Source organism: Arthrobacter sp. TmT3-37, from assembly GCF_054510835.1.
Map to the genome: position 1 here is coordinate 59,593 of NZ_JBTNDU010000003.1, position 19,357 is coordinate 78,949.

The following is a 19,357-nucleotide window of genomic DNA, read 5'->3' on the forward strand; positions in this document are numbered from 1 at the left end:
ACCGTCATGATTGAATTCAGCGCAGCCGAGATCGCGGCACTCACGGGCGGCGTCCTGGTCGGTCCCGACCAGGACGGGTCGGCCATCACCGTCACCTCCGCGGCCACGGATTCCAGGGAGTGCGTCCCCGGGTCCCTGTTCGTGGCCAAGCCCGGCGAGGAGTCCGACGGCCACCTCTTCATCGGTGCCGCCTTCGGGCGCGGAGCCGTCCTGGCGCTGGCCGAACGGGAGGTCACCGGACCGGACGGGACCCCGTTCGCCGCCGTCGTCGTCCCCGACGCGGTCCTCGCCATGGGCGTGCTGGCCGCCGAGACGGTCCGGCGGCTGCGGGCGAACGGCGAGGTGACCGTCATCGGCATCACCGGTTCGGCGGGCAAGACCACCACCAAGGACCTGCTCGCCGGCATCCTCGCGGCCCACGGCCCCACCGTCGCGCCGCGCGGGTCCTACAACGGAGAGGTCGGCGTCCCCCTGACCGTGTTCGAGGCGGACTGGGACACGCGCTACCTCGTCATCGAGATGGGGGCCACGAAGCCCGGCCACATCGCGTACCTCGCGTCGCTCGTGCAGCCGGACCTCGGCGTCGTGCTCGGCGTCGGCTCCGCCCACGCCGGCGAGTTCGGCGGCGTCGAGAACATCGCGAAGGCCAAGGGCGAGCTGTTCGAGGCCCTGCCGGCCGCCGGGACCGCCGTCATCAACGCCGACGACGAGCGCGTCCTGGCCATGCAGGGGCGCACCGGCGCCCGGACCGCCTTCTTCACCTCCTCGGACGACTTCGCAGCCGCCGGGTCCGACGTCGTCCGGGCACGCGACAGCACCACGACGGCGGAGGGCAACCCCGCCTTCACCCTCGTCTTCCCGGACGGCAGTGCCCACGGCGTCGTCTCCCCGCTCCTGGGACTGCACCACACCGCCAACCTGCTGGCCGCAGCCACCGTCGCCTACGAGGTCGGCTGCGCTCCCGGGACGATCGCCGCGAGCCTGCGCAGCCAGTCCGCCGCCAGCCGGTGGCGCATGGAGCGCACCGAGCGCGCCGACGGCGTGACGGTCATCAACGACGCCTACAACGCCAATCCCGAGTCGATGCGCGCAGCGCTCCGGACGCTCGCCGAACTCGGCCGCGGCCGCCGACGTACGTGGGCCGTGCTCGGTGAGATGCTCGAGCTCGGGGACAGCTCCATCGAGGAGCACGACCTCCTCGGGCGCGTCGTCGTACGCCTCAACATCTCCAAGCTCATCTGCGTGGGCCCGAACACCCGGGCACTCTTCAACGGTGCCGTGCTCGAGGGGTCCTGGGGCAGCGAGGCCGTCCATGTCGACGACGTCGACGCCGCGGAGCGGATGCTCGAGGCGGAGCTGGAACCGGGCGACATCGTCCTGTTCAAGTCCTCCAACGGGGCGGGACTGAGATATCTCGGGGACCGAGTCGCCCAGGCCGGCCCCGGCGCGACCGAGCCCCCCGCAGCAGTCGTCGAAGCGGACAGCGGACCTGCCGCTCCCGGAAAGGCCCAGCAGCCGTGATCGCACTCCTCATAGGCTCTGCCTCCGCGCTCTTCTTCGCATTCGTCGGGACACCCCTGTTCATCAAGCTCCTGGTGAACAAGGGCTACGGGCAGTTCATCCGCGACGACGGCCCCACGGCCCACCACATCAAGCGCGGGACGCCCACCATGGGCGGCGCGGTGATCGTCGCGTCGGTGCTGCTCGCATACTTCCTGACGCATCTGCTGATGGTGGCCACGGGTTCCTCCGTGGGCGGTCCCACGGCCTCCGGACTGCTGCTGCTGTTCCTGGCCGCCGGAATGGGCCTGGTGGGCTTCGCCGACGACTACATCAAGATCTCGAAGCAGCGGAGCCTCGGCCTGAGCGCGCCCGCGAAGATCATCGGGCAGACCGCCGTGGGCGTGATCTTCGGCGTGCTGGCGCTGATGTTCCCCAACGAGGAGGGGCGGACGCCGGCGTCGACCGCCATCTCCTTCATCCGTGACACGCCGATCGACCTCGCCTTCGCGGGCACGGTCCTCGGCGCGATCCTGTTCGTCATCTGGTCGAACCTCATCATCACCGGCGCGAGCAACGGCGTGAACCTCGCCGATGGGCTCGACGGACTCGCCGCCGGCGCCTCGATCCTGGTCTTCGGCGCCTACCTCCTCATCGGGATCTGGCAGGGCAACCAGAGCTGCGGCTCGCCCGGCGCCGGGAGCGTCTGCTACGAGGTCCGCGACCCGCTGGACCTCGCCCTGATCGCCGGATCCATGTGCGGTGCCCTGGTCGGCTTCCTCTGGTGGAACACCTCGCCGGCCAAGATCTTCATGGGCGACACCGGCTCCCTCGCCATCGGCGGCGCGATCGCCGGTTTCGCCATCCTGTCCCGGACGGAACTCCTCCTCGTGATCCTCGCGGGCCTGTTCGTCATGATCACGCTCTCCGTGATCATCCAGGTCGGCTACTTCAAGCTGTCGGGCGGCAAGCGCGTCTTCAAGATGGCGCCGCTGCAGCACCACTTCGAGCTGAAGGGCTGGCAGGAGGTCACGGTGGTGGTCCGGTTCTGGATCCTTGCCGGACTCTTCGTCGCCGCGGCGCTCGGGATCTTCTACGCGGAATGGGTCGTGGGATGAGCGGATCGGACGCTGCCGGATCGACGGCACCCAACACCTGGGAGACACCCCGGCTCGCCGGTCTGACGACCTGGGACTCGGACTGGGCCGGCCTGCGCGTCGTCGTCGCGGGCATCGGCGCCTCCGGCTTCTCCGCGGCCGACACCCTCGTGGAGCTCGGGGCCGTCGTCGTCGTCGTCGATGCCGGCGCGACCGAGGAGAACGAGGCGAAGGCCGACACCCTGCGCATCGTCGGTGCGCACGCCGTCCTGCTCGGGGCGGAGCACGCAGCGTCCCTGCCCCCGGTCGACGGGGAACCCGCCGACCTCGTCGTCACCTCTCCCGGCTGGCGCCCCACGCAGCCGCTGCTCGCCGAGGCGGCGGCGGCCGGAGTCCCGATCTGGGGCGACGTCGAGCTCGCCTGGCGGGTACGGACCCGCGAAGGCCGTTCGACGGCGGAATGGCTCACCATCACCGGGACCAACGGGAAGACCACCACCGTCGGACTGACGGAGTCCATGCTCCTCGCCGCGGGCAAGCGCGCGGTCGCCGCCGGCAACGTCGGCACACCCATCCTCGACGTGATCCGTGATCCTCAGGGGTACGAGTTCCTCGCCGTCGAACTCTCCAGCTTCCAGCTGCACTGGGCGCACTCCATCTCGCCGCTCGCGAGCGTCTGCCTCAACGTGGCCGAGGACCATGTGGACTGGCACGGCAGTTACGAGGCCTACCTCGCCGCCAAGGCCTCCGTCTACGAGCGGACGAGGATCGCGTGCATCTACAACGTCGAGCAGCGTGAGACGGAGGAGATGGTCGAGGAGGCCGATGTCGTCGAGGGCTGCCGGGCCGTCGGGTTCACCACCGGCATGCCGTCCGTCAGCATGATGGGCGTCGTCGAGGACCTCCTCGTGGACCGAGCCTTCATCGAGCAGCGCAAGGACTCCGCCGCCGAACTCGCCTCCATCAGCGAACTCGGCGAGGTCGTCCCGCGGCACCTGGTCGCCAACGCCCTCGCCGCCGCAGCCCTCGTCCGTGCGGCAGGGATACCGGCGGCGGCGGTGCGCGACGGCATCCGGGCCTTCCAGCCGGGCGACCACCGGATCCAGGTCGTCGAGAACGAGGGCGGGGTGCTCTGGATCAACGATTCGAAGGCGACGAATCCGCACGCGGCCTCGGCGTCGCTGGCCTCGTTCCAATCGGTGGTCTGGGTCGCGGGCGGACTGTCCAAGGGTGTCTCCTACGACGACCTCGTCACCGAGCATGCCCACCGACTGAAGGCCGTCGTGCTTCTCGGGACGGACCCCGCACCGCTGCAGGGCGCCCTCGCCCGACACGCACCCGATGTTCCGGTCTCCCTCCATCCCACCCTGCACACTGGACAGGGGCGCGGCGCCGGCGGGTCAGCCGATCCGGCCGCCGCCCTGATGCAGTGGGCCGTCGCCGAAGCGGCGCGCCTCGCCCAGGACGGCGACACGGTGCTCCTGGCGCCGGCCGCAGCGTCCATGGACCAGTTCTCCTCCTATGCGCACCGGGGAGCCGCCTTCGTGGCGGCCGTCCGTGCACGTGGCGGACAGGGGACAACCGCGAAGGAGTCGTAATGGTGGCCACGCCAACCCGTCCGGGAGGACGCAAGCCCTCGGTCCGGCCCGCCCGGACGAAGGAGACGGGCCGACCGGTCAGCTCCGTCGGCGTGGGCCCCGCACACAGTGCGACGCCCAGCGGGAGCGCCGCAGCGAAGGCACGGACCATCAAGTCCGGTGCTCCGACGGCGGACACCGCCACCACCGGTTCCGCCGACCGGGCGGGCACCGGACTCCGGGCCCGGCTGCGGCGCGGCTGGGTGCTGCTCGAGGGCTCCGACCGCGCGCCCACCGGGTCCAGCTACTACCTGATCCTCGGTTCGGCCCTCGCCCTCACCGCGATCGGGCTCATGATGGTCCTGTCGGCGTCATCCGTCGAAGCGATCTCCGAGGGCAAGGACAGCTTCGACCTCTTCCTCAAGCAGGCCCTGTGGGCCGGCGCCGGGCTCCTCCTGATGCTCGTCCTGTCCCGGCTCGGTCCCCGCGCCTACCGGGCCCTCGCATGGCCGAGCCTCGGGATCGCGGTGGTGCTGCTGGTCCTGGTGCTCGTCATCGGGGTCGAGATCAACGGCAACAAGAACTGGATCCGCATCGGCAGCCAGACCTTCCAGCCGTCCGAACCGACGAAGCTCGCGATCGCCCTGTGGTTCGCCGCCGTCCTGGAGCGGAAGAAGGCACTGATCCGGGACTGGAAGCACGCCATGATCCCCGCGCTGCCCTTCGGCGGACTCCCGATCGGCCTCGTCCTGATCGGCGGTGACCTCGGGACGGGCCTCGTTCTCATGATGATCGCCGGTGCGGCGCTGTTCTTCGCCGGCGCCCCGCTGAAGCTGTTCACGCTCACGGGTCTCGCGGCGCTGGCCGGTGCCCTGCTCATGGTCGCCACGAGCTCCAACCGCGGCGGGCGGATCAGTGCCTGGCTGGGCCTGAACTGCGACGACGGCGCCGATCTCTGCCTGCAGTCGGACAACGGCCTGTTCGCCATGGCGTCGGGCGGGTGGTTCGGCGTCGGGATCGGGCAGAGCCGCCAGAAGTGGAACTGGATCCCCGAGGCGCACAACGACTTCATCTTCGCCATCATCGGCGAGGAGTTCGGCCTCGTCGGCACCCTCGTCGTCGTGCTCCTGTTCGGCATCCTCGCCGTCGCCACCATCAGGGTGGCCCTGCGCTACACCGACCCCTTCGTGCGGATCCTCATGGGATCCATCCTCGTGTGGCTGATCGGCCAGGCCTTCGTCAACATCGGCATGGTCACCGGCCTGCTGCCCGTCATCGGCGTACCGCTGCCCTTCATCTCCTACGGCGGGTCCGCGCTGACGTTCACGCTGGCCGCCGTCGGCGTCCTCCTGTCCTTCGCACGCAAGACCCCGCACGTCCCCACGCCGGCGCCGTCTCCGACGGTTCCTGCCATGACCTCCACCGCCGGAAGAAACCACGCACATTCATGACCTCCTCCACCCCTGACCATCCCGTGTCGGTCGTCCTCGCGGGCGGCGGCACGGCCGGCCACATCAGCCCCCTCCTCGCGATCGCGGGGGCGATCGTCGAACGGGAGCCGGGCGCACGCATCACGGCCGTGGGCACCGAGGCCGGGATGGAGACCCGACTGGTCCCCGCCGCCGGTTTCGACCTGCGCACCATCGACCGGGTCCCCATGCCGCGGCGACCCTCCATCGACCTCGTCAAACTGCCCGTCCGCCTCGTCCGGGCCGTGCGGCAGGCGCGCGCCATCCTCGCGGACGCCGCAGCAGACGTCGTCGTCGGGGTCGGCGGATACGTCTCGACACCCGTCTATCTCGCGGCCTGGACGCGGCGGGTGCCGATCGTCATCCACGAGGCCAACGCACGGCCCGGCATCGCCAACCGGGTGGGCGCGCGGATCGCGGCGCGCGTCGCCGTCGCCTTCGAGGGCACCGGGCTGCGCGACGCCGTGCTGGTGGGCATGCCCATGCGCCGCAGCATCTCCGGCCTCGATCGCGCCGCCGGCCGCGAGGACGCCCGGGCGTCGCTCGGGCTCGATCCGGACCGTCCCACCCTGATCGTGACCGGAGGGTCCTCCGGTGCGGCGAGCCTCAACCGGTCCGTCGCCGAGGCCGTGCCCGGCCTCGTCGCCGCCGGCATCCAGGTCCTCCACATCACAGGACGCGGCAAGCAGGTCCTCGGCCGCGACGGATCCGTGCTGGCCATGCCGGGCTACCACCAGGTCGAGTTCGTCGACGGCATGGAACACGTGTACGCGGCTGCCGACCTCCTGGTCGCCCGCGCCGGCGCCGCCACCGTCAGCGAGATCAGCGCCGTGGGTGTTCCCGCCGTCCTCGTGCCCCTGCCGCACGGAAACGGCGAGCAGCGACTCAACGCGGCAGGGCTCGTGGAATCCGGCGGCGCCCTCCTTATCGACGACGCGGCCTTCACCGCGGAGTGGATCCGCGACTCCGTGCGTCCGCTCGTCGCCGATGAGGCACGGCTCGCCCGGATGTCACGGGCATCGCACGCCCGGGGCGTGCGCGACGCCGACCGGCGGATGGCCGACCTCGTCCTCTCCGCCACAGGAGGCGCCCGGTGACCACGGAGCGCGAGGAAGCAGACCGGCGGGCGGGACCGGCGCCCCGGATCACGACGACGGCCCCCGGAGGGGCAGGGACGGAAGGCAGCGGCATCGCAACCACCAGCACCGCGCCGGCGCTCGACGCCGGACTGCAGGAACCCGTGCATTTCATCGGACTCGGCGGTGCCGGCATGTCGGCCGTCGCCCGGGTCCTCCTCGGCCAGGGCCTGCGGGTCTCGGGCTCGGACGCGGTCGAATCGAAGGGGCTCCGTGCGCTGTCCGCGCTCGGCGCCGACGTGACCGTGGGGCACTCCGCGGAGGCGGTACCCGACACCGGGACGATCGTCGTGTCCTCGGCGATCCGCGACACGAACCCGGAACTGGCCGAGGCACGCCGTCGCGGCCTGCCGGTGCTGCACCGTTCGGAGGCACTCGCGGCGGCGATGACCGGCCAGCAGGCCGTCGCCGTCGCCGGTACGCACGGCAAGACCACGACGACCGCGATGATCACCGTCCTCCTGCGCAACGCCGGCGTGGGTCCGTCCTTCGCCATCGGGGGAGACGTGGCCGCCCTCGGCGTCAACGCCGAGTGGGCGGGCGGAAGCGTCTTCGTCGCCGAAGCGGACGAATCGGACGGCTCGTTCCTGAACTACGAGCCCCGCATCGCCGTCGTGACGAACGTCGAAGCGGACCATCTCGACCACTACGGGACGGCGGACGCGGTCCATGCGGCCTTCCGCACCTTCGCCCGGCGGCTCCCCGAGGACGGGCTCCTCGTGGCGTGCGCCGACGACGCCGGTGCCGCCGCACTGGCCGCCGGGGTACCGGAACCACGCCGCGTGCGCACCTACGGCTACGCCGGGACGGCGGACATCCGGATCAGTGACACGAGGGCCGTGGGCAGCACCACCAACAGCGTCCTGTCCTTCGCCGTCGACGGGCTGGACGCACAGCAGGAACTGCAGCTGAGCGTGCCGGGGCGGCACAACATCCTCAACGCCGCCGCGGCCTTCGCCGTCGCCCTCGAACTCGGGGTGGATCCGGCCGTCGCCGCGACCGGCCTGTCGCTCTTCTCCGGCGCCGCGCGACGTTTCGAGGCCAGGGGCGAGGGCGACGGCATCCGGGTGTTCGACGACTACGCCCACCATCCGACCGAGGTCCATGCCGCCCTGACGGCCGCCCGGACCGTGGCGGGGGAGCACGGGGTGCATGTCCTCTTCCAGCCCCACCTGTTCTCCCGCACCCGGGAGTTCGCCGCGGGCTTCGCCGAGGCGCTGTCCCTCGCGGATTCCGCGACCGTGCTGCCGGTGTACGCGGCACGCGAGGACCCGGTCGACGACATCGGCGGCTGGACCATCACCGATCTCATGCCGGGTGCCGGCGCCTCCTATCGCAAGGACCCGGACGAGGCCCTCCGCTCCGTGATCGACCGGGCGGAACCCGGTGACATCATCCTGACCATCGGAGCGGGAGACGTCACGCAGTACGGCATCCGGCTGGTCGGCCTGCTGAAGGAGCGGGCGGACGGAACAGGACCGGCGGAGACCGGCGCATGACGCCGAGGAAGCCACGCATCGCCCGGGTACCGGCCGTGCCGAAGGCCGGGGCGACGGCCGGGTCGGAAGCGCCGGGCCGCGTCGACCGCGCGGACCGGCCGGCCTCCGCCGGGAAGGTCCTCGAGTTCCCCGCGCCCCGACGCTCCCACCGGGTGCGGAACATCGTCCTGGCCGTCACCGCGCTCGTGCTGGTCCTCGGCGGCGTGGTCGCGTACGTCGTGTTCTCGCCGGCGCTGGCGCTGCGGACGGTCGAGGTGGAGGGCAACTCGCTGGTCACCGCGGCGGAGGTCGAGACGGCCCTCGCTCCGCTGATGGGGACGTCGCTGACGAGGATCGCGCCGGACCAGGTCCGCGGGCTGCTGGCGGACAAGGCGCCGATCGAGGACGTCGGGATCGCCGCCGAGCCCCCGTCGACGCTCGTGGTCACCGTCCGCGAACGCGTACCCGTCGCCGTCCTGCAGAACGGGGGCGACTTCGTGCTGATCGATGCGGACGGCCGCCAGCTGAGCACCGTGGCGCGACGCGACGAGGTGAAGCTCCCGCTGATCGACGGCGGGACCAACGCGGTCAACTCCGAGGTCTTCTCCTCGATCACGGCGGTCCTGGCGGAGTTGCCCGTCTCCGTGCTGTCCCGGCTCAACAGCGCCTCGGCAGCGAGCGTCGACTCCATCCAGCTCTCACTGGCCGGGGACCGGAGGATCTTCTGGGGCAGCGCCGAGCGCAGCTCCGAGAAGGCGAGCGTCCTGGAGGCGATGCTCGCGATGCCCGCCACCGATCCGCCGGTGAAGGTGTTCGACGTGAGCACCCCCGACCGACCGGTCACCCGGTGAGGCACGGCGTCGCGCTTTGTCGCCCGCGGTCCAACAGAGCGTGAAAAGAGTACACAGCGCGTCGACAGAACCGACACGCGGCGTCAGGTCATTGCAACGCGGAGCGCTTGCACCTAGCGTCGAACATAGAAGTTACTTGACATAACGTTAACTCTCAACCTGAACGTTAACGTTGTCGAAGGTAAAGGTTGAACCCGGAACACCGGCAGCCCCCGTACAGCACACAGATTCGAACAAGGGACACAGGACGTGGCAGCACCTCAGAATTACTTGGCCGTCATCAAGGTCGTCGGCATCGGCGGCGGCGGCGTCAACGCCGTCAACCGCATGATCGAGGTCGGGCTCCGTGGCGTGGAGTTCATTGCCATCAATACCGACGCGCAGGCGCTGCTCATGAGCGATGCCGACGTCAAGCTCGACGTCGGTCGCGAGCTGACCCGCGGCCTCGGCGCCGGAGCGGACCCGGAGGTCGGCCGCCGCGCGGCGGAGGACCACTCCGAGGAGATCGAGGAAGTCCTGCGCGGAGCCGACATGGTCTTCGTGACCGCCGGCGAAGGTGGCGGCACGGGCACCGGCGGCGCTCCCGTCGTCGCCCGGATCGCACGTTCCCTCGGCGCCCTGACGATCGGCGTCGTCACCCGTCCGTTCACGTTCGAGGGCCGGCGGCGCTCGAACCAGGCCGAGAGCGGCATCGACACCCTCCGCGAGGAGGTCGACACGCTCATCGTGATCCCGAACGACCGGCTGCTCTCCATCAGCGACCGGAACGTCTCGATGCTCGACGCGTTCCGCTCCGCCGACCAGGTGCTGCTGTCCGGTGTCCAGGGCATCACGGACCTCATCACCACGCCGGGCCTGATCAACCTCGACTTCGCCGACGTGAAGTCCGTCATGCAGGGCGCCGGTTCGGCGCTCATGGGCATCGGCTCGGCTCGCGGCGAGGATCGCGCCGTCAAGGCCGCGGAGCTCGCCATCGCATCGCCGCTGCTCGAAGCCTCGATCGACGGCGCGCACGGCGTGCTGCTCTCGATCCAGGGTGGCTCGGATCTCGGCCTCTTCGAGATCAACGAGGCCGCCCGCCTCGTGCAGGAGGTCGCACACCCCGAGGCGAACATCATCTTCGGTGCGGTCATCGACGATGCGCTGGGCGACGAGGCGCGCGTGACCGTGATCGCGGCCGGCTTCGACCAGGTGGATGCCACCTCGCAGCCTGCCGCCGCCCCTGCCCCCGCATCGCGCCCGGCCGTCGCGCCGAGCGTCGGTGGGGACCAGCAGCGCATGGCCGGCGCCGCCACCGCCGGCCTCGGCGCCTGGTCGCAGCAGCGTGCGCAGAACGTGCAGGCAGTGCCCGCGGACTCGGGCTTCGACGTGGACCTCCCCGCGATCGTGGAGCCGGACTTCTCGGCCGGACGGTCCGACGACCTCGACGTACCCGACTTCCTCAAGTAGTCGGTGGACGCAGCCGAAGGTCCCGGACGCACCTCCCCGTTCTACTGGAACGCGGAGGTGCGTCCGGGTCTCCGCGTCGCCTTCACCTCCGTGGCTGCCGGCAACCTCGCCCTCCACGTGGGGGATGCCCCGGACGCCGTCCGGGACAACAGGAGGGGGGTCGAGGAAGCGCTGGGCGTCCCCGCGGGGTCACTCCGGTTCATGAGCCAGACCCATTCCGACCGGGTCGCCCTGGTCGCCGCCGGCGATCCCGTCCCCCCGGACGCGGATGCGATGGTGTCCCTCGACGGCAGTGAGCCGCTGGCCGTTCTCGTCGCCGATTGCGTCCCGATCGTCCTCGCGGACGCGGCGGTCACCGACGGCGGTACGGGTGCCACGGCCGTCGTGCACGCGGGCCGTGCCGGTGTCGGCAACGGGATCGTCGAAGGTGCCGTCCGCCTGTTGCGGAGCCATGGTGCCCGGGACCTGGCAGCGTGGATCGGACCCTCGGTGTGCGGATCCTGCTACGAGGTGCCTGCCGGGATGATGGAGTCGATCGCGCTCACCGTCCCGGAGGCCGCGTCGCGGACGCCGACGGGAACGCCGGCGCTCGACCTCCCGGCGGCCGTCCAGCGCCAGCTCGAGCGGTCGTCCGTCCGGGCCCAGCGGGTCGAAGGGTACGGCCCGGTCTGCACCCTGGAGAACCCGGGACTGTACTCGCACCGGCGGGAACCCGGAGCGGGCAGGATCGCCGGGCTGGTGTGGCGGGCATGAACCATCCGGTGGACGCATCGGGGCAGGACGGGCACCGCGCACGCGAGCTCGAGGCCCGCCTCGCCGCTGTCCGCGACCGCATCTCCGCTGCGGCGGTCGCCGCCCGGCGCGCGGAGCCCGAGCTCGTCGTGGTCACCAAGTACTTCCCCGCATCCGACGTGCGTATCCTGGCGGGCCTCGGCGTCACCGACGTGGGGGAGAACCGGGACCAGGAGGCCGCCGCGAAGGCAGCCGAACTCGAACCGCTCGGCCTGGCCTGGCACTTCATCGGCCAGCTGCAGACCAACAAGGCAAAGTCGGTGGTCCGCTACGCGCACAGCGTGCACTCCGTGGACCGGGCCCCGCTCGTCTCCGCGCTCGGCAGGGCCGTCGCCGTGGAGCAGGAGCGGCGGGCCGCAGCGGGGCGCAGCGCCCGGAGCGACCTCCACTGCTTCCTCCAGTTCACCCTCGACGAGGACGCCGGGTCCGGCGGCCGCGGAGGCGCCCTGCCGGAGGAGGCGGGTGCGCTGGCCGAGGCCGTCGCCGCCACGGACGGCCTCCGCCTGGCCGGAGTGATGGCTGTGGCGCCGGTCGGCGTCCCACCCGCACGGGCGTTCGCCCGACTCCTGGGGATCGCCGATACCGTGCGTGCCGTGGATCCGGCCGCATCGGCCGTTTCGGCGGGCATGAGCGGCGATCTCGAGGACGCTGTGGCTGCCGGGGCGACACACCTGAGGATTGGTTCTGATGTCCTCGGTCCCCGTCCGGCCGTGGGGTAGCGTCGAGGCTGTAACGGCGGCACGACGGGCAGTCGGGCCGGCCGCGTGCGGCGCGGCCCCGGAGCCCACCAATCCACTTCCAGAACAGGAGTCACCATGGCTGGCGCACTGCGCAAGACGATGATCTACCTTGGGCTCGCCGACGGTGATGAGCACTACGAGCCCGAAACGAAAAGCGCGCACAGCAGGAACGAGGAATATTCAGTGGATTACGACCGCGACGAGCGTCACCTCGAGCCGGCTCCCGCCGTCACCCGGGTCGCTCCCGCCGAGGAGTACCGCGCCCCCGTGACACCGATCAAGCGTGCGCCGTCGTCCCGTGAGGACTCCGGCGCCCTGCGCCAGATCACCACGATCCACCCCCGGTCGTACAACGACGCGAAGCTGATCGGCGAGAGCTTCCGCGACGGCATCCCGGTCATCATGAATGTCACGGACATGGGCGAGGCCGATGCCAAGCGCCTCGTCGACTTCTCGGCGGGCCTCGTGTTCGGCCTCCACGGCAGCATCGAGCGCGTCACCAATAAGGTGTTCCTGCTGTCGCCGTCGTATATTGAAGTCCTCGGCGAGGACCTGAAGGCAAGCGAAGCGCAGACCAGCTTCTTCAACCAGAGCTGACCCCAGCGGCCTCCACGGTCGCCCCCGACCCATAAGGCCCGAAGGACTGGAACTGCTCTGTGAGTTTGGTATTCGCCCTGATCTACCTGGTACTGATGCTCTTCCAGCTCGCGCTGATCCTCCGGATCATCTACGACGCCGTGCAGGGGTTCGCCCGTGACTGGCGACCGCAGAAGCTCGCCCTCGTGCTCGCCTCGGGTGTCTACTCGGTGACCGATCCGCCCATCAAGGCCCTTCGCCGACTCATCCCGCCGCTTCGCCTCGGCGGCGTCCAGCTCGATCTCGCGTTCCTCGTGCTCTTCATCGTGGTGCTGATCCTGATGTCCGTGTCCGCCGGTCTCGCCGCCTAGCGTCCGAGTCCGTTTCGTGATGAAGTTCGAGAAGCTATACGCTGATTCACAGTCCGACGTGAGTCCAGCTGATCATGTCCGCAATTCGGTACCGCAGCCGTGCCCGCTCTTCCGGCGGACCGGCCTCTATCAGTATGAGGTGACCAGATGGCTTTGACGCCAGAAGACGTTGTCAACAAGAGGTTCCAGCCGACGAAGTTCCGCGAGGGCTACGACCAGGACGAGGTGGACGATTTCCTCGACGAGATCGTCGTGGAACTGCGCCGCCTGAACTCCGAGAACGAGGAACTGCGCCGCAAGCTCGCCGGCGAGTCCTCCGACACCTCGCAGTCCGGCGCAGTGCCTGCGCCGGTCGCCGCCAGCACCCAGACCGAGGACGTTCCCGCGGAGGACGAGGCGACCGCCGTTCCCGCCGCCGACGAGCCCAACCCGGCGCCTGCGCCGGCCGCGCCTGCAACGACCTCACCCGCTGCTCCCGCGGCGTCCACCGATGCCGCAGCCGGCGTGCTCGCCATGGCGCAGCGCCTGCACGACGAGTACGTCAACGCAGGTGTCGAGCAGCGCGACAAGATCATCGCCGAGGCGCAGATCGAAGCCAGCGGCCTCGTCAACGACGCCGAGGAGAAGAGCCGCAAGACCCTCGGCGACCTCGAGGAGCAGAAGGCCGTGCTCGAGCACAAGGTCGAACAGCTCCGTGGCTTCGAGAGCGACTACCGTTCCCGCCTGAAGGCCTACATCGAGGGCCAGCTCCGGGACCTCGACGCCCGCGGTTCGCTCGCGGCCGACGCGTCCTAGCAGGATGCCGGGTCCGACCGCCGTCGGACCAGGAGAAGGGCCGGTCGCCGGGGCCAGAACCCCGGGGGCCGGCCCTTTCGCCGTTCCAGCCGCCGCGGACCTCGGCGGACACCAGCGACTAGACCTTGGATACACCGTGAACGAGCACCAGCCGACCGATCCCACCCCTGAGCCGCGCCGAGCTCCGGAACCCGCCCGGGAGTCCACCGCCCCGGGACGCAGGCCCAGCGACCCGGCGGACCACGGCGGCCCCGCAGCGGCGACCGCTGCCGAGCCGGGCCACGCCCGGCGGATCCCCGCTCGCTTCGGGATCGTGATGCTCCTGTGCACCGCCGTCGCCTACACGTTCGACCAGCTCACCAAGTGGTGGGTGGTGTCGACGATGACCGAGGGCCAGGTCACCGAGGTCCTGCCGCCCCTGCTCAACTGGCGGTTCATCCGCAACCCCGGAGCGGCGTTCTCCATCGGCACCGACTACACCTGGTTCTTCACCATCATCATGGTCGCCGTCGCCGTCGCCATCGTGCTGCAGGTCAGGAAGGTCGCCTCCTGGGGCTGGTCCGTGGCCCTGGGACTGGTCCTCGGCGGCGCCCTGGGCAACCTCACCGACCGGCTGCTCAGGGAACCCTCGTTCGGCCAGGGCCACGTGGTCGACTTCATCGCCCTGCCCAACTTCGCGATCTTCAACATCGCCGACTCCGCCGTCGTCAGCGGTGTGGTGCTGATCTGCCTCCTGACCCTGCGCGGGATCGGCATGGACGGCCGGCGCAGCACCGACGACGCAGGGAGCGCACCGGCCACTGCAGGGACCGCAGCTCCGGACAGGACGACGGACAGGACGACGGACAGGACGCCGGACAGCACGCCGGACAGCACGCCGGACAGCACGCCGGACAGCACGCCGGACTCGGCGACCGGATCCGCGGACCGGGAGCGGGGCGACGATGCCCGCTGAGCGCCGGCAGCTCGTCATCCCCGAAGCCGACGGCGGCAGCCGCACCGACGCCGCGCTGGCACGGCTGCTGGACGCCTCCCGCTCCGCGGTCGCCCAGTGGTGTGCCGACGGCCGCGTGCACCGCGACGGGTCGCCGCTCGCGAAGTCCGACCGCGTGCACGCCGGCGACCGGATCGACGTCGACCTGCCGGATCCGGAGGACAAGCACCGCGTCATCCCCGAGGCCGTGGACGGCATGGGCATCCTGCTCGACGACGAGGACTTCGTCGTCGTGGACAAACCCGTCGGGGTCGCCGCCCACCCGTCCCCGGGCTGGGTCGGCCCCACCGTGGTCGGCGCACTCGCGGCGGCCGGGTACCGCATCTCGACCTCGGGAGCGCCCGAGCGCGTCGGGATCGTCCACCGGCTCGACGTCGGGACCTCCGGCGCGATGGTCGTCGCCAAGACCGAACCCGCCTACACGGCACTGAAACGGGCCTTCAAGGAACGCACCGTCGACAAGGTGTACCACGCCGTCGTGCAGGGACTGCCCGAACCCCTCAAGGGCACGATCGACGCCCCGATCGGCCGCCACCCGCACCACGAATGGCGGTTCGCCGTCCTGGAGGGCGGGCGCGACTCCGTGACGCACTACGAGGTGCTCGAGGCCTTCGGCCGCGCGAGCCTCGTCGAGGTCCACCTCGAGACGGGCAGGACGCACCAGATCCGCGTGCACTTCTCCGCGCTGCGCCACCCCTGCGCCGGCGACCTCACCTACGGCGCCGACCCGCGGCTGGCGGCCGAGCTCGGGCTGACGCGACAGTGGCTGCACGCCCACCGGCTCGGCTTCGCCCACCCCCGGACGGGCGAACCGGTCACGGTCTCGAGCCCGTACCCCGTGGACCTGGCCTACGCACTGACCGCCCTCTCCACCGGGCTGGTGTGACACGCCCGGGCGAGCCGGGAGGACACGCCGGAGCGACCTCGGGAGACAGTCCCGAGCCCGCCCCGCGACGGCCGGGCAGGTCCCGGAGCACTAGACTTGGCGGGTGGCTACTCCTGCATCGACCGACTCGTTCGTCCATCTCCACAACCACACCGAGTACTCGATGCTCGACGGCGCGGCCCGCCTGACGGACCTGTTCAGCCACACCGAGGAGCTCGGGATGAGCGCCCTCGCCACGACGGACCACGGGTTCGTCTTCGGCGCCTTCGACTTCTGGAGCAAGGCGAAGAGCGCCGGAATCAAGCCCATCATCGGCGTCGAGGCATACCTCACGCCGGGGACCGCGCGCAACGACCGCACGCGCGTACAGTGGGGCGGCGGCGGGCGCGACGACGTCTCGGGCGCCGGAGCGTACACGCACATGACTCTGTGGTCCAAGACCACCGAGGGCATGCACAACCTGTTCCGGATGTCGTCGCTCGCCTCCCTCGAGGGCTACCTGTACAAGCCCCGCATGGACCGCGACCTCCTCCAGACCTACGGCAAGGGCCTCATCGCGACCACGGGCTGCCCCTCCGGCGAGGTGCAGACGAAGCTCCGCCTCGGCCTGTACGACGAGGCGAAGCAGGCGGCCTCGGACTTCCGCGACATCTTCGGCGCCGAGAACTACTTCTGCGAACTGATGGACCACGGGCTGGACATCGAGCGCAACGTCAAGGCGGACCTGATCAAGCTCGCCCGGGAGCTCGGCCTGCCGCTCGTCGCCACCAATGACCTCCATTACACCCACGCCGAGGACTCCAAGGCCCACGCGGCGCTGCTCTGCGTGCAGTCGGGATCAACCCTCGCCGACCCCAAGCGGTTCAAGTTCGATGCCGACGAGTTCTACCTCAAGTCGCCGGCCGAGATGCGGGCGATCTTCCGGGACTTCCCCGATGCCTGCGACAACACGCTGCTCATCGCCGAGCGGTGCGACGTCGACTTCAACACCAAGGCCAACTACATGCCGCGGTTCCCGGTCCCCGAGGGCGAGAACGAGCAGTCCTGGTTCGTCAAGGAGGTCGAGACCGGGCTGCAGTACCGCTACCCGGCCGGCGTGCCCGACGACGTCCGCAAGCAGGCGGAGTTCGAGGTCGGCGTCATCACCCAGATGGGCTTCCCGGGGTACTTCCTCGTGGTGGCCGACTTCATCAACTGGGCCAAGAACAACGGCATCCGGGTGGGTCCGGGCCGAGGTTCCGGTGCGGGCTCCATGGTGGCGTACGCCATGCGCATCACCGACCTCGACCCCCTCAAGCACGGCCTCATCTTCGAGCGGTTCCTGAACCCCGAGCGCGTCTCCATGCCCGACTTCGACGTCGACTTCGATGATCGGCGCCGCTCCGAGGTCATCCGCTACGTGACGGAGAAGTACGGCGACGAGCGCGTGGCCATGATCGTCACGTACGGCACCATCAAGGCCAAGCAGGCCCTCAAGGACTCCTCCCGGGTCATGGGCTACCCGTTCTCCACGGGGGAGCGCCTCACCAAGGCCATGCCGCCGGACGTCATGGGCAAGGGCCTCGCCCTCGCGGACGTCCACAACAAGGACGCCAAGCGCTTCTCCGAGGCGGAGGAGCTGCGGGAGCTCCTCAAGTCCGACGCCGACTCGGCGAAGGTCTTCGAGACCGCCCTCGGCCTCGAGGGGCTGAAGCGGCAGTGGGGCGTGCACGCGGCGGGCGTCATCATGTCCTCCGACCCCCTGATCGACATCATCCCGATCATGCGCCGTGAGCAGGACGGCCAGATCATCACCCAGTTCGACTACCCCACGTGCGAGGGGCTCGGACTGATCAAGATGGACTTCCTCGGCCTGAGGAACCTGACGATCATCACGGACGCCGTCGAGAACATCACGGCGAACAAGGGCGTGGACCTCGTCCTCGAGGACCTCGAGCTCGATGACAAGGAGTCCTACGAGCTCCTGGCGCGCGGGGACACCCTGGGCGTCTTCCAGCTCGACGGCGGCCCCATGCGGTCCCTGCTGAAGCTCATGCGCCCCGACAACTTCGAGGACATCTCCGCCGTCCTGGCCCTGTACCGGCCGGGACCCATGGGGGTGAACTCGCACACGAACTACGCGCTGCGCAAGAACGGCCTGCAGGACATCGAGCCGATCCACCCCGAACTCGAGGGACCGCTCGAGGAGATCCTCGGCGGGACGTACGGCCTGATCGTGTACCAGGAGCAGGTCATGTCGGCCGCGCAGAAACTGGCGAACTTCACGCTCGGCCAGGCGGACATGCTCCGCCGCGCCATGGGCAAGAAGAAGAAGTCCGAGCTGGACAAGCAGCAGGCCGACTTCTTCGCCGGCATGAAGTCCAACGGCTACTCCCAGGCGGCGATGGACAAGCTCTGGACCGTGCTGGAGTCCTTCTCCGACTACGCCTTCAACAAGGCGCACACCGCGGCCTACGGGCTCGTGTCCTACTGGACGGCCTACCTCAAGGCGCACTACCCCGCGGAGTACATGGCGGCACTGCTCACCAGCGTCGGTGACGACAAGGACAAGCTGGCCATCTACCTCAACGAGTGCCGCCGCATGGGCATCACCGTCCTGCCGCCGGACGTCAACGAGTCCAGCGTCAACTTCACCCCGGTGGGCAAGGACATCCGCTTCGGCATGGGTGCCATCCGCAACGTCGGCGCGAACGTCGTCGGCGCCATGGTCGGTGCCCGTGAGGAGAAGGGCGCCTTCACGTCCTTCAGCGACTTCCTGCAGAAGGTGCCCGCCGTCGTCTGCAACAAGCGCACCATCGAATCGCTCATCAAGGCCGGCGCGTTCGACTCGCTCCGCCATCCACGGCGCGCCCTCGCGATGATCCACGAGGAGGCCGTGGACTCGGTGATCGTCCTCAAGCGCAACGAGGCGGCGAACCAGTTCGACCTCTTCAGCGCGTTCGACGACGCCGGGGGCTCCGTTGGCGGCCTGTCCGTCGAGGTGCCGGACCTGCCCGAGTGGGACAAGAAGGACAAGCTGGCCTTCGAGCGCGACATGCTCGGCCTCTACGTCTCGGACCACCCCCTGCAGGGGCTCGAGGGCATCCTCGGCCAGCACGCCGACTCGTCGATCCCGTCGATCATCAGCGAGGAGGGTCCGGCGGACGGGGCGATCGTCACGATCGCCGGCATGATCACGTCCCTGCAGCGCAGGATCGCGAAGAACAGCGGCAACGCGTATGCGCGGGCGGAGGTCGAGGACCTCGCCGGATCCATGGAGGTCATGTTCTTCGGCCAGGTGTACGGGCCCATCTCGGCCGTGCTGGCGGAGGACCTCATCGTGGTGGTCCGGGGTCGGCTGCAGCGCCGGGACGACGGCGCCGTGATGCTCAACGCGCAGGAACTGACGGTGCCTGACCTCAGCGAGGGCCACTCGGGTCCCGTGGTGATCTCCATGCTGCAGCACAAGGCCACGGAGACCGCGGTCACCGCGCTCGGCGACGTGCTGAGGACGCACCCGGGCACGAGCGAGGTCCTGATCAGGCTCAGCGGGTCCCGCAAGGTCGAGGTGATGAAGCTCGGCGTCGACCTGCGGGTCAATCCGACGCCGGGGCTCTTCGGCGACCTGAAGGTGCTGCTGGGACCTGCCTGCCTGGACGCCTGATCC

At 70.1% G+C, this 19,357-nt stretch carries 16 protein-coding genes; all 16 read left to right on the forward strand.

Features of this window, described 5'->3' with window-relative positions; translation table 11 throughout:
* Positions 1–6 precede the first annotated feature (6 nt).
* The 16 genes from ACX80U_RS05295 to dnaE all read left to right on the forward strand — a co-directional run bounded on the left by ACX80U_RS05295 (position 7) and on the right by dnaE (position 19,354).
* Positions 7–1,521 (forward strand): UDP-N-acetylmuramoyl-tripeptide--D-alanyl-D-alanine ligase, encoded by a 1,515-nt coding sequence (locus ACX80U_RS05295; protein ID WP_459267668.1) that lies wholly within the window; start codon positions 7–9, stop codon positions 1,519–1,521.
* On the forward strand, positions 1,518–2,618 hold the full coding sequence (gene mraY, locus ACX80U_RS05300; RefSeq protein ID WP_133081657.1) for a phospho-N-acetylmuramoyl-pentapeptide-transferase: 1,101 nt from the start codon (positions 1,518–1,520) through the stop codon (positions 2,616–2,618). The genes ACX80U_RS05295 and mraY overlap by 4 nt, the downstream gene beginning before the upstream one ends.
* Positions 2,615–4,195, forward strand: a complete 1,581-nt coding sequence (murD, locus tag ACX80U_RS05305; protein WP_459267669.1) for a UDP-N-acetylmuramoyl-L-alanine--D-glutamate ligase — start codon at positions 2,615–2,617, stop codon at positions 4,193–4,195. The genes mraY and murD overlap by 4 nt, the downstream gene beginning before the upstream one ends.
* On the forward strand, positions 4,195–5,625 hold the full coding sequence (gene ftsW / locus ACX80U_RS05310; protein WP_459267670.1) for a putative lipid II flippase FtsW: 1,431 nt from the start codon (positions 4,195–4,197) through the stop codon (positions 5,623–5,625). Before murD ends, ftsW begins: the two co-directional genes overlap by 1 nt.
* Positions 5,622–6,740 carry an undecaprenyldiphospho-muramoylpentapeptide beta-N-acetylglucosaminyltransferase gene (gene murG, locus ACX80U_RS05315; RefSeq protein WP_459267671.1) on the forward strand — a complete coding sequence of 373 codons (1,119 nt, stop codon included), beginning with the start codon at positions 5,622–5,624 and terminating at the stop codon, positions 6,738–6,740. Before ftsW ends, murG begins: the two co-directional genes overlap by 4 nt.
* Positions 6,741–6,913: 173 nt before the next feature.
* Complete coding sequence (murC, locus tag ACX80U_RS05320) at positions 6,914–8,278, forward strand: UDP-N-acetylmuramate--L-alanine ligase (protein ID WP_459267880.1); 1,365 nt, start codon at positions 6,914–6,916, stop codon at positions 8,276–8,278.
* Positions 8,275–9,108 (forward strand): cell division protein FtsQ/DivIB, encoded by an 834-nt coding sequence (locus tag ACX80U_RS05325; RefSeq protein WP_459267672.1) that lies wholly within the window; start codon positions 8,275–8,277, stop codon positions 9,106–9,108. Before murC ends, ACX80U_RS05325 begins: the two co-directional genes overlap by 4 nt.
* Before the next feature lie 249 nt (positions 9,109–9,357).
* A complete protein-coding gene (gene ftsZ, locus ACX80U_RS05330; protein WP_133081662.1) occupies positions 9,358–10,557 on the forward strand; it encodes a cell division protein FtsZ in 1,200 nt (399 codons plus the stop codon).
* A gap of 3 nt (positions 10,558–10,560) precedes the next feature.
* Positions 10,561–11,310 (forward strand): polyphenol oxidase family protein, encoded by a 750-nt coding sequence (locus ACX80U_RS05335; RefSeq protein ID WP_459267673.1) that lies wholly within the window; start codon positions 10,561–10,563, stop codon positions 11,308–11,310.
* The gene (locus ACX80U_RS05340; protein WP_459267674.1) at positions 11,307–12,068 is read left to right on the forward strand and encodes a YggS family pyridoxal phosphate-dependent enzyme; all 762 of its coding nucleotides are present in this window, start codon (positions 11,307–11,309) and stop codon (positions 12,066–12,068) included. The genes ACX80U_RS05335 and ACX80U_RS05340 overlap by 4 nt, the downstream gene beginning before the upstream one ends.
* A 96-nt stretch (positions 12,069–12,164) precedes the next feature.
* Entirely contained in the window at positions 12,165–12,686 is a 522-nt protein-coding gene (locus ACX80U_RS05345) for a cell division protein SepF (protein WP_133081665.1), read from the forward strand.
* Between the two features lie 59 nt (positions 12,687–12,745).
* Positions 12,746–13,036, forward strand: coding sequence for a YggT family protein (locus ACX80U_RS05350; protein WP_133081666.1), 291 nt, complete (start codon positions 12,746–12,748; stop codon positions 13,034–13,036).
* A 147-nt stretch (positions 13,037–13,183) separates the two neighbouring features.
* A complete protein-coding gene (locus ACX80U_RS05355) occupies positions 13,184–13,831 on the forward strand; it encodes a DivIVA domain-containing protein (protein ID WP_459267675.1) in 648 nt (215 codons plus the stop codon).
* A gap of 136 nt (positions 13,832–13,967) precedes the next feature.
* Complete coding sequence (lspA, locus tag ACX80U_RS05360; RefSeq protein WP_459267676.1) at positions 13,968–14,786, forward strand: signal peptidase II; 819 nt, start codon at positions 13,968–13,970, stop codon at positions 14,784–14,786.
* Positions 14,776–15,711: an RluA family pseudouridine synthase gene (locus ACX80U_RS05365; RefSeq protein WP_133081668.1), complete on the forward strand. Its 936-nt coding sequence runs from the start codon at positions 14,776–14,778 to the stop codon at positions 15,709–15,711. Before lspA ends, ACX80U_RS05365 begins: the two co-directional genes overlap by 11 nt.
* 103 nt (positions 15,712–15,814) lie before the next feature.
* Entirely contained in the window at positions 15,815–19,354 is a 3,540-nt protein-coding gene (dnaE, locus tag ACX80U_RS05370) for a DNA polymerase III subunit alpha (RefSeq protein WP_459267677.1), read from the forward strand.
* The last annotated feature ends 3 nt before the right edge of the window (positions 19,355–19,357 follow it).